A 13,880-nucleotide genomic window follows, 5' to 3' on the forward strand; every position below is an offset into this window, starting at 1 on the left:
AGACACAATTCTGGTAGTTACCCGACCTACGATTATTTTGATGGGATAGCATATGGAACTCTTAGATGAAATGCAGGCTTTAACTTATGGCAACCTTTATGTCAGTGTTGAAGCAACGGCGAAGTTAAAAGCAATTATTGCAGTGCACGACACGCGTCTCGGCCCAGCGCTTGGTGGATGTCGTTTTGCAGCGTATCCGGATCAGAACTCCGCCATACGCGACGCCATGCGCCTTGCACGCGGCATGACATTCAAAGCTGCCCTGGCTAGACTTCCCCATGGCGGAGGCAAAAGTGTGATTTTGTTGCCCGACGGCGAATTCGACCGGGAGCAATTGTTCAAAGCCTTTGGTCGCATGATCAACCGACTCTCAGGTCAATATTACAGCGCCGAAGACAGCGGGACCACGACAGCGGATATGCTCGCGATACGTAGCGAAACACCTTACGTCACTGGCATTGACTCCCAGCACGGTGGCTCAGGCGATCCCTCGCCGTTCACCGCTCTCGGCGTTCGGCGCGGAATCGAAGCATGCATGCGCTTTATCAACGGAAGCGACAGTTTAGAAGGCATCCGTGTCGCTATCCAAGGCGTTGGCGCAGTTGGCTACCACCTTGCCAAAGAACTTCACGCGTTGGGTGCAAACTTAGTAGTGGCAGATACCAACAAAGAACGTTGCCACAAAGTTGTCGAGGAGTTTGGCGCCTCGATGCTAGGCGTTGATGAAATTACGAAGACTGCCTGCGATGTCTTTAGCCCCTGTGCACTCGGCGGCGCCATCAACGATCTCAGCGTTGAGCAAATCAAATGCAAAGTGGTCGCTGGAGCGGCAAACAATCAGCTCGCTACCGCCGATCAAGGCAATCAGCTAAAACGACGGGGCATTCTTTATGCACCAGACTATGCAATAAATGCAGGTGGTTTGATTAACGTTGCGCAGGAGCTTAAAACGTACGATGAAGGCATTGTACGTGAGCGCACTATGAAAATTTACGATACAATTTGGGAAATTTTAGAGCGCGCTAAAAAAGAAGATCGTTCGTCCGATGAAATCGCAGACCGAATGGCTCAAGCACGATTGGAAGAAGTACACTCATGAGACACGCAAAAATAGTTTGCACCCTTGGCCCTGCAAGTGCCACACCTGAAATGGTCGAGGCGCTTATTGTCGCTGGCATGGACTGCGCCCGCCTAAATTTCTCTCACGGGGATCATGAAACACACCGCAAAACCACGAAAATGGTTCGAGAGGCAGCCGCCAAACTGCGAAAATCCGTCGCTATCCTAAGCGACCTTACCGGCCCTAAAATCCGTGTCGGCCGATTTAAAAACGACAAGATCATCCTGGAACAAGACGCAGAATTCACCCTCACGGTTCGCAAAATACTTGGAAATGATAAAGAGGTTTCTGTCAACTACCCAGACTTCGCAAAAGATTTGCGCGAAGGCATGGACGTACTTTTGGACGATGGCCTTCTTCGTTTGCGTACCCTACGCATTGAGGGTGATGACGTAATTTGCAGAGTCGAAGTCGGCGGAGAGCTCTCGAATAACAAGGGGATCAATATCCCGGGCACGCCATTGAGCACACCTTCTCTTACCGCAAAAGATCGCGAAGATCTTGATTTCGCTGTCGGTGAACTCAAGACAGATTATTTAGCTTTGTCCTTCGTTCGAACAGCCGACGATGTGAAGCAAGCTCAGCATTTGGCACACGGCACGCCCGTGATTGCCAAAATTGAAAAGCCTGAGGCTATTGATAACCTCGCAGCCATTGCTGATGCAGCAGATGCAGTCATGATCGCACGCGGTGACCTCGGTGTAGAGGTGGGCTCTGAACGAGTCCCCGTCATTCAAAAGAAAATTATTCGCGAAGTTAATAAGCGCAACAAAATTGTCATTACAGCGACTCAAATGCTTGATTCGATGATTCGCAATCCACGTCCGACCCGTGCCGAAGCAGCAGATGTCGCCAATGCAGTTATTGACGGATCCGATGCGTTGATGCTCAGCGCAGAAACAGCCTCCGGCCGTTATCCTTTGGAGTCGGTACGCATGATGGACGCGATCATTCGCGAAGTAGAAAGCGAAGTGATTAGCGAAACACCTGATCGCGTCAAACCAGAAACACAAATCAGCGATCTCGGCTTTCCAAACGCCGCCGCCGGCGCTGCTGCTCTTTTATCGTCAGCACTTCCCATCAAGGCTATTGTGACTTTTACACGTGATGGGCGTACTGGAAATCTACTTTCCAGTTATAGGCCGCGCGTTCCAATCATCGCCATCACAACAGAGCCAAGCGTAGCCAACACTTTGGCCGTCAACTGGGGGGTCGTTCCTTACGTGGATATCCCGCCAACCGAACTTTCCGAAGCACTACGCATGGCAACATCACTTTTAGTGCGTGAAAAATTTTGCAAAAAAGGCGATGCATTCGTTCTCGTCCTAGGCTGGCCCCCCTCAGCCGCCACCAACACAGTCAAACTCCACCAGATATAGAATGGTGGAGGCATGCAGACGAGGGGGACGGTGCGCTTAAGCCTTCAAGACCACCAACTGCGGAAGGCTTAGAGTCAAAGTTCTCCCCTAACGTCTTAGTGCGCCACGTGCAGACGCTCCAGCGCACCGTCCCCCTCGTCTGCAGGCTAGCAAGACCGATTGCTGTATTTCCTCCAGCTACCTGTCAAAGCTAAACGCCAATTTGTGGATATTCAACGGCAACAGAAACCCAAGGAGGGTGGTGTTCCTGGGCGTCTGCATGTGGCGCACGTAGGTAAATATTGGGATAAAAGAAGTGGTCAGCCTTCCGCAGTTGGTAGTCTTGAAAGGTCAGGAACACCACCCTCCTTGGGTTTCTGTCTCAGCAGATGCTGCGACAAGAACAATTTCTAAGACTTATTCTATCGGCACTCGCCTGGGTTGTCTTTGGTAATTTCGGATCTTAGAGATTCGGTGTGCTCGAGCCATGCATCAATAATATTTTGAGGCACATTATGCTGCTCGAGAGTCTTTTTAAGAATCATTTTTCGACGATCAAACTGCCCGCCCATAATACGGTGCGAAGCATGGGCCTGAGTTAGTGGGCGGCCAGAATAACTTACGGGCCCCCCTAGCCATTGCGCTGCGTGCTCATACTCAAAACGAGTCAGACGTTCTTTGCTTATTGAGGAGAAAAAAAACCCTATCATTGGATCGGAAAAAAGCCTTTGTACAAAGTCAGAAATGATGCTTTTCAGCTTCGCTTTCCCGCCAATGCCCTCGAAAAAATTTGGTAGTTGCTGAGACACAAAACAACTCTAGCACAAATAGCGTTCGCCGGTATCGCAAAGGATCGTAACGATACGTTGATTGCTTTTGAGTTTCTCGGCAACCTGCAGCGCTGCATGAACGTTTGCGCCAGACGAAGGACCAATCAGCAAGCCCTCATCTTCCGAAAGACGACGAACCATACGTTCCGCATCGAGATCGCTTACGGTCACTATCTCGTCAACAAGGTCACGCTCAAGAATACTTGGCACAAAGCCAGCACCAATCCCTTGAATGGCGTGCGAACCCGGCTCAGCTCCAGAAAGGACTGCACTCGCCTTGGGCTCAACCGCAATCATTTTTATGGCATTGTTCTTTTCTTTGAACAAACGCGCGCTACCCGTGATGGTCCCGCCGGTCCCTACCCCCGCAATGAAAACATCGATTTTGCCCTCAGTTGCATCCCAAATTTCCTGCGCAGTGCCCGTATAATGTGCGTTTGGATTGGCCGGATTTTTAAATTGCTGAGGCATAAAGCTGTGCCTTTTTTGCTTGGCAATTTCTTCTGCTTTCGACACGGCTCCGGCCATGCCTTCTTCCGCAGGAGTAAGCACGACATCCGCACCATATGCTTTAAGCAAATAACGTCGCGCAGCACTCATTCCCTCTGGCATAACAACCGTACATTTATAACCACGCACTGCGGAAATCATAGCCAAACTGATCCCAGTATTTCCGCTGGTAGCTTCAATAATTGTCGAATCTTTTTTCAAAACACCTTGCTTCTCTGCTGCCTGAATCATGGCTAAAGCCGCACGATCTTTAACGCTGCCTGCTGGGTTTTGCAGTTCCATTTTCGCGCATATTTCCGCGCCGTTTTCGGGACAAATCCGCTTTAAACGAAGCATCGGTGTGTTGCCAATAAGTTCAAGAACATTATCGCTAATCACAGGATTATTTTTCATAACACATGATTCCGTTTGAGATGCTGCATTAATAGTTTTTTCCCTGGCTCGACGCTTGCGACGCTCTACTATCGTAAGCCTTAATAATTTTTTGCACCAAAGGATGCCTCACGACATCTGTTTCAGAAAAAGGACATACCGCAATATCACTGACTGAAGAGAGCAGGTTAACTGCATCCGACAGTCCGCTCTCTTTGCCCATCGGCAGGTCGGTTTGTGTGACATCTCCTGTGACTACCGCCTTGGAATCGTAGCCCAAACGCGTGAGAAACATTTTCATCTGATCAACAGTCGTATTTTGTGCTTCATCGAGGATAACAAAACTATCGTTGAGCGTACGTCCGCGCATAAACGCTAGTGGAGCAACCTCGATGATTCCGCGGCCAATAAAGCCCTGTGCTTTATCGACATCCATCATGTCGTGCAAAGCGTCATATAAGGGACGCAAATAAGGATTCACTTTTTCTGCTAAATCGCCAGGAAGAAAACCTAGTTTTTCGCCTGCTTCAACGGCCGGTCTTGCAAGCACTATGCGTTTGACGCGCCGCTCAAGAAGAGCCCGTACCGCCATCGCCATCGCTAAATACGTTTTACCAGTACCTGCAGGTCCAACTCCAAAGACCAATACATGCTTGCGAATTGCATGAATATATCTCTGTTGGGCAGCACTTTTGGGAACAATTACTTTGCGCGGAGACTGCAAAACAACCTCACGCGCAGCCTCACCAAAACTTGCATCGGGATCATTCTTTAGTGCACGTGTTATTCGAAGCACTTCGATTTCTGAAAGCGGTGAGCCCGCTTTTATTAGAGCAATCAGTTCCTGGATGACTTTACGGGCCAAGGCAGACTCTTTGTCTGAGCCTGAAAAAATCAGACTAAGGCCCCGTTGTCCGATGCCAACGCCGAGTTCTTTTTCAACAATTCTTAGATGTTCGGAACCAGGACCACACAGGGCGAGCAAAATTCCGGAATCTTCAAGCTCAAGCGAAGTGGTCGCGTTTTTTTCATCCATAGTCTTCGACACTTTTTCCTCTACCTAGTGCTCTGATACTACTGTGATTTGCTATTTGCGCAAATCAAATAGGCCAAGCGCCAGCGTAAAGAAGCAGTGGCGTGGCGATATCAGCATGCCGGGGGCATTTGGCTTCGACGTTCAAGCAGCTTCAAGAAGGCTTTGGCTGTCTTGTTCTCGGAATCGTACTCCAAAACGGTATTCCATTGCGAAGCCGCTTCTTTATCTAAACCTTGAGCCAACAACACTACCCCCAATGCAACTCGCGCCTGTAAATAGCTCGATTGCATGCTGATTGCCTTTTCAAGTTCCGCTCGAGCTTGATCAAGATTACCTATCTGTCGATAAAAACGAGCCAAACGCATACGAAGGTCAACAAAGGTGGGCCTAAGTAAAACGGCTTTTTGCATCTGCTCGATTGCTTGATCGATCATGCCGACGTCGGAATAGGCATGCGCTACCTCTGCATGCAAGTTCGCAATTTTACCAAGTGCGAAGGAATCCGCTTGATCGGGTGCAGGGCTGCTCGCACGCAACGCCTGATTGTAAACTTCTTTGGCAGCATCGTAGTTGCCCAAATCGTTATAGGTAATGGCAAGGTTTAATGCTGCCTCGGTATAACGAGGATTTGACTCTAGCGCTTTTTCGAAAACTTCTTTGGCTTCAGTGAATCGACCGCTTTCGTGAAAAATTACGCCTAGCATATTCAATACATCCGGCAGATCTTTGCGCTCGGCGTAAACTTGAGCAAGGTAATTTTCCGCCCGTTCGTAGTCCGCCTTGCGGTAGTGTTCTCTGCCTAAAGCAACCAGTTCTTTTATTTTTCCGTCCATCTTCTACTAGCGTACCTGCACGTCACGCCCTTCGGCAAGATAGCGGAACACACCTACAAGTATGTTGCTGTGCCAAAGCTCCAAACAGGGGAAAATTGAATCAATGAACCCAATTAGTCTCTAAGGTCGCAACTCGCTTATGTTAGCGCTAATGCAGCTCTATAAGATAGCTTCGCGCTTGCTCCGCGTATTCCGTTTTAGGATACCGCTGCAGCAGTACAGTAAAAGTCTCTTTGGCTTTGCTTTTTTCTTTTAGGCTAAGCAGTGTTTTTGCCAAAGCGAACATCGCACGCGCCTCAAGGCCACTACCTTGGTAGGCATTGAGTACTGTCTGAAGGCGACCAATCGCAGCTCGTGGCTGGTCTCGACTGAGATAAAACTCAGCAACAGAAAGCTCGTGTTGTGCCAATAAGGCGAGCGCTTTTCGTTGCATCGTTTTGGCATCTTGAAGGCGATCGTGATTCGAGTAATTCATCATGTAGTGGCGAAGCTGCTCAAGGGCGCGTCGTGTTGGCCCTTGGTCACGCTGATACGCGGGCGGAGAAAGAATCCAGCCTTCTGGAATTTGTTTATAGTACGCTTCGGCAATCTTGAATTCAGCGTAGGGCACTTCCGTATGAGAGGGTCGTGCTCTTAGAAAATCACGATAAGCTTGGATAGCTTCGACAAATTTATCTTCTGTGAACATGCAGTCTGCAAGCCGTAACTCTGCAAGCGCTGCATAACGACTGTAGGAATATTTACGTCGTATATTCCGAAATTGAGCCTCCGCATCAACACAGTTCTCGTCTCTAAAGTCATTCATGGCGACTTCATAGGCTTGTTTCGCCTTATCACCATAGCTTAAGTTAGTACTGGGCGGAGCAGAACCGCAAGCAAAACACAAAGCACACACGATCGCTGCAAAGCAGCCCAAACGGATAAAACGCATCATTATTAATCACACAAAGGTCGTTGTTGCTCAGTCGGCAAGTGCACCAAACGCAACGGAAGTTGAAGATTGACATATCCCTCGAGCACTGGAAGTTCGATGCTTTTTGCAGCACTTAGTAAACATTCACGCAAACTCACATCGCCAGTTTCATCATCCATAATACAAGACTGGCTGATCTCTCCATGAGGGTTGAACTGAATAGCGACCTTTACCACACCACCGGTCACACCCGTTCCACAACTGTGTTCAAGACAGCGGTGTCCCGCCTTATCAAGTGCTTTTTGAATGTTCTGCAACTGCGTCGCACTGAGTTCCGCAAAAGGTGCGCCCGGAGCAATAGCAGGCAGCCCCGAACACAAACCTTCTTTACTCCGCTGCTTTGCAAGTCCGGGTTTGCCTAAGGTTGCCGAAGCCGGAAGTACCACAGCAAAGGCAGTAGCGAGATCAAGTGTCGAAATTGCCTTTAACACACGGTGTATCTGCCCAAGCGCAATATCGTCTTCGGCAACCACATAGGCACCGTCGAAAACACCGTCATAAGCGTCTTTAACTCTCGCTAAAGCATGAGGCAAATCACCTATTGCAAGCTTGTCGGCAAAAGGAGGATTAATCGCTAGCGAAGTCGTGCGTGCATAGACGCCTTCGTCGGTAAGGAAAACGGCCAGGGCTTGCTCATGAAGATCCATGGGCGATGTCGTCAGCGCCACAACCTTCGGACCTCGAGCGGCACGGCCAAGCACGCCCCAACGCGTGTGGATTTGTACAGCTTCGATCGTAGCAAGCAGCGGATCGATGTCATCGACAGATTCCGGCACTGGGCGGTGCGCAACAGCCACATCAGCTCGAAACTGCCAAGGCTGCTCTTTTACATCAAGTAAACATCCGGCATCTGAATGTGTCTGACCGGCACTATCAAGCGCCTTGATCAGCGCTACGAGATCAGCAAAAGTCTGCTCAGCGCCGATCTCGCGGGCATCAGAGCCTTCAATAATTTGCTCAGGCTCCGGGAATAGCGATTCAGCACCCTGGCTGATACCAGACTCCTGCTCAGTTGGCATCTGAGCAGCTTCGCCTCCACAGGCCACGAGCACGAGAAGAGTCATCAAAAACGTTGGTTTTCGAGCAAGCATGCTCAACTCATAGACGCCTAAGAAAAGATAAGCAAGGGCCCGATCTTCGAAGCGGCTTTTTCGGCTGAATGAGCCCATTTTGGGACTGCGCTTTTGCTTTAGAAGAGTGTGTTTTTGTGCCATAGTCGCAGGCGACAAAGAGAGGTTTACCATGAGTCAAACGACCGTTGCCGATATTATGTCTAAAGGCGTGGTATCGCTTAGCGCAGAAGAAGAAATCGGCCTTGCTTCGGAAGTTATGGAACTGGGTCGCATACGACATCTTCCTGTAGTTAAAGGAGGTCGATTGCTTGGACTTGTCACGCACCGCGATCTCCTCATCGCGCAAGCCCACTTGCTCACCCATCTTGGTTCTGAAAACGACGAAACAACCTATGTCTCAGCAACAGCAGCAGACATCATGACCACTGGAATCCGAACCGTGCATCCAGACACTCCCGCTGTGCAAGCTGCAGAAATTCTCGTCGATCATAAAATCGGCTGTCTTCCAGTTATCGAAGATGAGCGTTTGGTAGGCATTGTAACCGAGGCCGATTTTCTCAAATGGACAATTCGTGAGCTTCAGAAAAACGAGTCGCCATGAACGATGCGAATCATTGTGCCACGACGATCAACCAAAGCAAAATCGCTCCGAGCCGTGTTTGGCTAATCTCTAAAAAGCATATCAACCACACATGCTTTGGCTTGGTATTTTTATGTGCTCTTAGCGCTGGCTGTCACCGCAACCCGGCGAAACAAGAGAACCCGCCCCACATCGACACGCGACAAAGCAAAGTTGAAAAACAAGAAAGCACATCGAAAATCATCGACAAAGGGATGCACGAGTACTTTGATCATAGCACGGTAGCTCGTGACGCCATCGTAGAAGGCGAATTAACTGAAGCAACTTCAGCCTTCAACCGCTTAGCGACACACACCATTAGCACAAAAAATGCGCCCAAGAACTGGTTGCCATTTTTGGAAACATGGCGCGCTACAGCACGAATTGGCTCTCAAAGCACCGAGCTGAACCAAGCAGCCGAAGCCGTTGGAAAGCTTGGCGCACAATGTGCAGCATGCCATCAAGCGACCCGTTCGGGCCCGACTTACGATCCAAGCGGTTGGGTTGAAGAAATTGTCAGCCTGAAAACGCATATGCTTTTGTTACGCTGGGCTACCGATCGAATGTGGGAAGGCCTCACCGAACCTTGGGACCGCGCTTGGATAGTCGGCGCAGAAACACTAACTGAGGCGCCTCTAGAGCTACACGAGTTTCACAAGTTCTCAAGTAACAAAGCAGCACAAGTTAAAGATCTGGCCGTCGAGCTAAAAAGCATTGCCACCCAAGCACTCAAACAAAAAAGCCCTGAAGGCAAAGCGGATGCCTATTCACGCTTGCTTGTCACTTGCTCCAATTGCCATCGCTTACTTGATCGCGAAAGATGATCCCTCCGCGACGGGTCATGATTGTGGGCATCGATTGCGCTGCTCCGAAGCTCGTGTTTGATCGCTTTAAAGATCATCTTCCGAATCTGACACGGATGCGTAAACGCGGGATGTGGGGCCCATTGCGTTCAACCATACCACCCATCACGGTACCAGCTTGGATGAGCATGGCTTCAGGCTACGATCCTGGCGCACTTGGTCTTTATGGTTTTCGTAAACACGAAGCAGGCTCTTACGATCTAAAGCTTCATGACAGCTCGGACATGCATTTGCCTTGCCTTTGGGAACGATTGAGCGCTCAAGGCAAAAAGGCTGCCTCACTTTTTGTTCCCCTAAGCTATCCACCAAAGCCGTTTAACGGATGGTCAGTCACAGGCTGTCTGACTCCCGATACCGAATGCAACTACACTTGGCCGCAGGATTTCAAACAAGAGTTCGAAACTCACTTTGGTCCTTACCTCATCGACGCCGCTGAACACCGCCAAGACGATCGCGCCACGCTCTTTGAATCATTGTGCAACATGAGCAAACAACGCTTTGCCGCAGCACGGTATCTATGGAGCAAGCGTCAACTAGACTTTCTTATGATGGTCGATATCGGCATGGACCGCATGCACCATGCGTTCTGGAAACACGCCGATCCGAATCATCCTGAACATGATCCGAGCGACCCCAACATTAATATCGTGCGAGATTACTACGCCTATCTTGATAGCGAAATTGGTCAGTTGCTAAGCCTTTGTGATGAAAATACCAGCGTCTTCGTCGTGAGTGACCATGGAGCCCGCAGCTTACTTGGCGGCGTTAACATCAACGAATGGCTAATTGAGCATGGCTTTTTAAAACTCAAACACCGCCCAAGTTCGGTGAGCGCACTTCATCCTGAGATGGTTGACTGGAAGTCCACAAGCGCTTGGGCCGAAGGCGGATACTACGCACGACTTTTTATTAATCTGCAAGGGCGTGAGGCTCAGGGCTGCGTGCCTGCCGAGAACTACGAAGCCTTGCGAAATAGTCTTATGGATAAGCTCAGCTCAATTGATATTGCCGGCAAACAAGCGATTGCAGCCAAGGCGCTTCGAGCCCAAGATTGTTACGCCAAAGTCGCTAGGGCTGCCGCCGGACTTGATGGTGTTTTTCGACGATCTCAACTACCGAGCCATTGGTAGTGTCGGTCACGCTTCGTTGTTTAGTCCACACAACGATCGCGGTTTCGATAGCTGTAACCACGACTGGGACGGCGCCCTAATCATGGCTGGCGCGGGCATCCCAGCCCAGGGTTACATCGCGCACAGCCAGATCACCGATATCGCACCAACGGTGTTAACACTTATGAATCAAGCCATTGATCCAAGCATGGCAGGCAAGAGCTTACTTTAGCGGCTTTGAGCAAAACTACGGGCAGATGCCTCATGATTTAGAGCGTAGCCATTGATGAATTCTCTGAAGCTCGCTAATTGCTTGGGCACTATGCCAGCTTCATCTCTCATCATTGGCCTGGACGGTGCTGATTTGCATCTTGTTCAGGCTATGGGCAAAGAACAACTTCCCCATTTACATGCATTAATGGAACGAGGAGCCAGTGCGCATCTACAAAGTGTGCTTCCGCCAGCGACACTTCCGAACTGGTGTACCTTTCTTACCGGCCTAAACCCCGGCAAACATGGCGTGTTTGATTTCACAACCCGTAAAAATTATCGCGTCGCGTTTAGCGGAGGCACGCTGCGCGAAGCACCCACGGTGTTTAAGCGTCTCGATGCGCTCGGCAAGCGGTGCGCATGTCTTTTCTTCCCGGCGACTTGGCCACCAGAAGAGCTGGAGCACGGCTATTTTATTAGCGGTTGGGATGCCCCAGTTGCCTTTGAAGCTGACGATTCCTACATCTGGCCTCCAAAGCTGCGAGACACGATCAACAGGAAATTTGGCAAAATTAATTTCGATACCGTCGATGAATTCCACACCGAAGCCAAAGATTGGCACGCGCAGCTTCCTGCAGCACTTTGCACCCGCATCGAAAAGAAAACCGAACTTGTAAGTTTTCTCTTGGATCAAAAACTCTGGGACGCCTTCGCCGTTTATTTTGGCGAAAGCGATACAGCATCGCATCATCTTTGGAATTTTTACGATGCCAATTCACCGAGACGACCAAGTGCGCTAAGCCCGCAAATGACAACGGGCTTAGTAAAGGTTTATGCCGCTTTGGACAAGGCGGTTGGTGTTCTTATCGAGCACGCGGGCAAAGAAAAAGTCGAAGTCACGGTGCTGAGCGATCATGGCTTTGGAGGCTCTTCAGATAAAGTACTTTATCTGAATCGCGTGCTCGAAGCGCATGGACTGCTTCGTTTCAAACGCAAAGGTCTCAGCCATTATGTCGCGCGGCTGTGTAAAGAGGCTGGCCTACGTTTCCTTCCACCCTTTGTTCGTGAAAAAGTATTTGCGCTTGCGGGACGCAGCTTGCCCTCCATCATCGAATCGCAAGTGCGCTTTTCCACCATCGACATGAAGGGCACAAAAGTTTTTAGTGACGAGCTAAACTACTTTCCGGCATTGCATCTGAATCTCAAAGAGCGTGAAACACACGGCACCGTGAGACCCGATGAGGTAGCCGCATTGCGTCAACGCATTGAAACCGCATTGCTTGGACTAAAAGATCCCTGGACATCAAAGCCCGTCATTAAGGCCGTCTATGCTCGAGAAGATCTTTTTGAAGGGGAGTTCCTCGATCGCGCCCCGGATTATCTACTGCAGCTGCATTACGATGAGGGCTATTCCTACAATCTTATGCCAAGCAGCGCAGCTCCACATGAAGGCGCATGGCGCAAACTCAAAGCACACGAGTATCTCGGTCAAAAAGGACGTAGCCTTGCAGGTAGTCATCGGGAAACCGGCTTATTCCTTGCTGCCGGCCCAAAAGTTGAAAAACAGGGCCTCATCGAGTGTGACATGGCCACAGCCACCGCCAATGCACTTTGCCGCATGGACAACCGTGGCATGTTAGATAGCTTAAAACCGCCAAACTTGGCATTAAAAGAGCATTTTTCACGCCAATTGGCAAGATAAGCCTCCGGGCAAATCATCGTCTGTATCCGAGAGCAAGCAAAGTATTTTGGCAGCGCGACTCCGAAAACTAGGTTACATCGATTAGAAGCTCTGTCATGCATACGGTATTGCACGTCGCGGCTTTGCCCTTTCCTAGCACTCAAGGCACCCAAGCCGCGATCAAGCACATGCTTGAAGCGAGCGCTACACAACATGATACCCATCTGCTGTGTTACGCCGGCCAAGCCTACGCGCTCGATAAGCAAGCGTACAAGGTGCATCGTCTCTATGATCTTCCAAAAGATTCATCGCTGCGTTCGGGACCGAGTTTGAAAAAGCTTGCGTTGGATATGCAATTGGTGTGGCAAGTAAGAAAACTGCATGCAGTGCTTGCGCCGAAACTTGTGCTCGCACACCATATCGAAGCAGCATGGGCTTGCACCATGGCCGGCATTCGACCCTGGGTATTCATTGCGCATAGCAGTCTAGAAGATGAACTAGGCAGTTATTTTCATCGTGCTTTTAGTCGACCTCTTTCGCTTGCAGGCCGTTATTTGGATCGTGTGGCCACTTTTCGTCCTTATCACCGCTTTGCAGTGACTCCTTGGCTTTGTAAGACTCTCGAAGGGCGGCATCACAAAAGCTTTTCCTATTTGCCTATTCCTGGCCGATGCATAACACAGCAAGCAACACCCAGAAACGGCAAGCTAGGCAGAGCCTAGGACTTGCTGAAAACGATCGGGTAGCTCTTTACGCTGGAAACCTTGATGCCTATCAAGGCCTTGATCCAGTGCTACGGGGTTTCGCGCAAATCAAAAACGACCGACCCAAACTTGTTGTTCTTACGGCATCCAATGCCGAAGGATTAGCAAAGCAAATCCTGCAACTCAAACTTGGACCCGATCTTATCGTCTTAGCGCTCGATAACACAGAGCAAAGGCAACGCGCTTTATGCAGCGCTGACTTTGCGATTGTTCCACGACAGATTGAGGGAGGACTTCCTGTCAAACTACTTGATGCACTCGCTCTCGCTCTGCCCATCGTCTGTTCCCCAAAAGCCCTAGCGGGCCTTCCCCTCCAAGCAGGCCTCGTCGTCGCCAAAAACAACTCTGCTCCTGATTTCAAGGAAGCCATCCAGCACATGTGCCAAACCCTGCAATCACAAACCGAGCGCATAAAACAAAGCCAAAACTACCTAAAAACCCACCACAGCCCCCAAGCCTACCTCAACGCCCTCTCCTCTATCCCATCACTTTCATAGACAAAGAGTACTCATCTGTTCGCTAGCAATAC

Annotated in this window: 15 protein-coding genes; 9 read left to right on the forward strand and 6 right to left on the reverse strand. The window is 49.9% G+C overall.

Going from position 1 to position 13,880, the window contains the following annotated elements; translation table 11 throughout:
• The first annotated feature begins 52 nt into the window (after positions 1–52).
• Together IPJ88_00550 and pyk are read left to right on the forward strand one after the other, a co-directional pair.
• Positions 53–1,099 (forward strand): Glu/Leu/Phe/Val dehydrogenase, encoded by a 1,047-nt coding sequence (locus tag IPJ88_00550; GenBank protein ID QQR90280.1) that lies wholly within the window; start codon positions 53–55, stop codon positions 1,097–1,099.
• A complete protein-coding gene (gene pyk / locus IPJ88_00555; GenBank protein QQR90281.1) occupies positions 1,096–2,499 on the forward strand; it encodes a pyruvate kinase in 1,404 nt (467 codons plus the stop codon). The genes IPJ88_00550 and pyk overlap by 4 nt, the downstream gene beginning before the upstream one ends.
• A gap of 401 nt (positions 2,500–2,900) precedes the next feature.
• On the opposite strand, the gene IPJ88_00560 is transcribed toward pyk, so the two are convergent.
• The 6 genes from IPJ88_00560 to IPJ88_00585 form a co-directional block, all read right to left on the reverse strand.
• Positions 2,901–3,287: a group 1 truncated hemoglobin gene (locus tag IPJ88_00560; GenBank protein ID QQR90282.1), complete on the reverse strand. Its 387-nt coding sequence runs from the start codon at positions 3,285–3,287 to the stop codon at positions 2,901–2,903.
• A gap of 9 nt (positions 3,288–3,296) precedes the next feature.
• Positions 3,297–4,211 carry a cysteine synthase A gene (cysK, locus tag IPJ88_00565; protein ID QQR90283.1) on the reverse strand — a complete coding sequence of 305 codons (915 nt, stop codon included), beginning with the start codon at positions 4,209–4,211 and terminating at the stop codon, positions 3,297–3,299.
• Between the two features lie 28 nt (positions 4,212–4,239).
• The gene (locus IPJ88_00570; GenBank protein ID QQR91925.1) at positions 4,240–5,226 is read right to left on the reverse strand and encodes a PhoH family protein; all 987 of its coding nucleotides are present in this window, start codon (positions 5,224–5,226) and stop codon (positions 4,240–4,242) included.
• Between the two features lie 110 nt (positions 5,227–5,336).
• Entirely contained in the window at positions 5,337–6,059 is a 723-nt protein-coding gene (locus IPJ88_00575) for a tetratricopeptide repeat protein (GenBank protein ID QQR90284.1), read from the reverse strand.
• A gap of 148 nt (positions 6,060–6,207) precedes the next feature.
• A complete protein-coding gene (gene bamD / locus IPJ88_00580) occupies positions 6,208–6,993 on the reverse strand; it encodes an outer membrane protein assembly factor BamD (protein ID QQR90285.1) in 786 nt (261 codons plus the stop codon).
• Between the two features lie 2 nt (positions 6,994–6,995).
• The gene (locus IPJ88_00585) at positions 6,996–8,246 is read right to left on the reverse strand and encodes a hypothetical protein (protein ID QQR90286.1); all 1,251 of its coding nucleotides are present in this window, start codon (positions 8,244–8,246) and stop codon (positions 6,996–6,998) included.
• A 28-nt stretch (positions 8,247–8,274) separates the two neighbouring features.
• On the opposite strand from IPJ88_00585, the gene IPJ88_00590 reads away from it, so the two are divergent.
• From IPJ88_00590 to IPJ88_00620, 7 genes are all read left to right on the forward strand, one after another.
• Positions 8,275–8,706 (forward strand): CBS domain-containing protein, encoded by a 432-nt coding sequence (locus IPJ88_00590; protein ID QQR90287.1) that lies wholly within the window; start codon positions 8,275–8,277, stop codon positions 8,704–8,706.
• Complete coding sequence (locus IPJ88_00595) at positions 8,703–9,548, forward strand: hypothetical protein (GenBank protein ID QQR90288.1); 846 nt, start codon at positions 8,703–8,705, stop codon at positions 9,546–9,548. The genes IPJ88_00590 and IPJ88_00595 overlap by 4 nt, the downstream gene beginning before the upstream one ends.
• Positions 9,545–10,717: an alkaline phosphatase family protein gene (locus IPJ88_00600; protein QQR90289.1), complete on the forward strand. Its 1,173-nt coding sequence runs from the start codon at positions 9,545–9,547 to the stop codon at positions 10,715–10,717. The genes IPJ88_00595 and IPJ88_00600 overlap by 4 nt, the downstream gene beginning before the upstream one ends.
• A complete protein-coding gene (locus IPJ88_00605; GenBank protein QQR90290.1) occupies positions 10,677–10,928 on the forward strand; it encodes a hypothetical protein in 252 nt (83 codons plus the stop codon). The genes IPJ88_00600 and IPJ88_00605 overlap by 41 nt, the downstream gene beginning before the upstream one ends.
• A gap of 90 nt (positions 10,929–11,018) precedes the next feature.
• Positions 11,019–12,608 carry an alkaline phosphatase family protein gene (locus IPJ88_00610; protein QQR90291.1) on the forward strand — a complete coding sequence of 530 codons (1,590 nt, stop codon included), beginning with the start codon at positions 11,019–11,021 and terminating at the stop codon, positions 12,606–12,608.
• Between the two features lie 95 nt (positions 12,609–12,703).
• Positions 12,704–13,309 (forward strand): hypothetical protein, encoded by a 606-nt coding sequence (locus IPJ88_00615; protein ID QQR90292.1) that lies wholly within the window; start codon positions 12,704–12,706, stop codon positions 13,307–13,309.
• Positions 13,258–13,848 (forward strand): glycosyltransferase, encoded by a 591-nt coding sequence (locus tag IPJ88_00620; protein ID QQR90293.1) that lies wholly within the window; start codon positions 13,258–13,260, stop codon positions 13,846–13,848. The genes IPJ88_00615 and IPJ88_00620 overlap by 52 nt, the downstream gene beginning before the upstream one ends.
• The last annotated feature ends 32 nt before the right edge of the window (positions 13,849–13,880 follow it).

This window comes from Myxococcales bacterium, from assembly GCA_016699535.1.
Classification (GTDB): Bacteria; Myxococcota_A; Polyangia; order Polyangiales.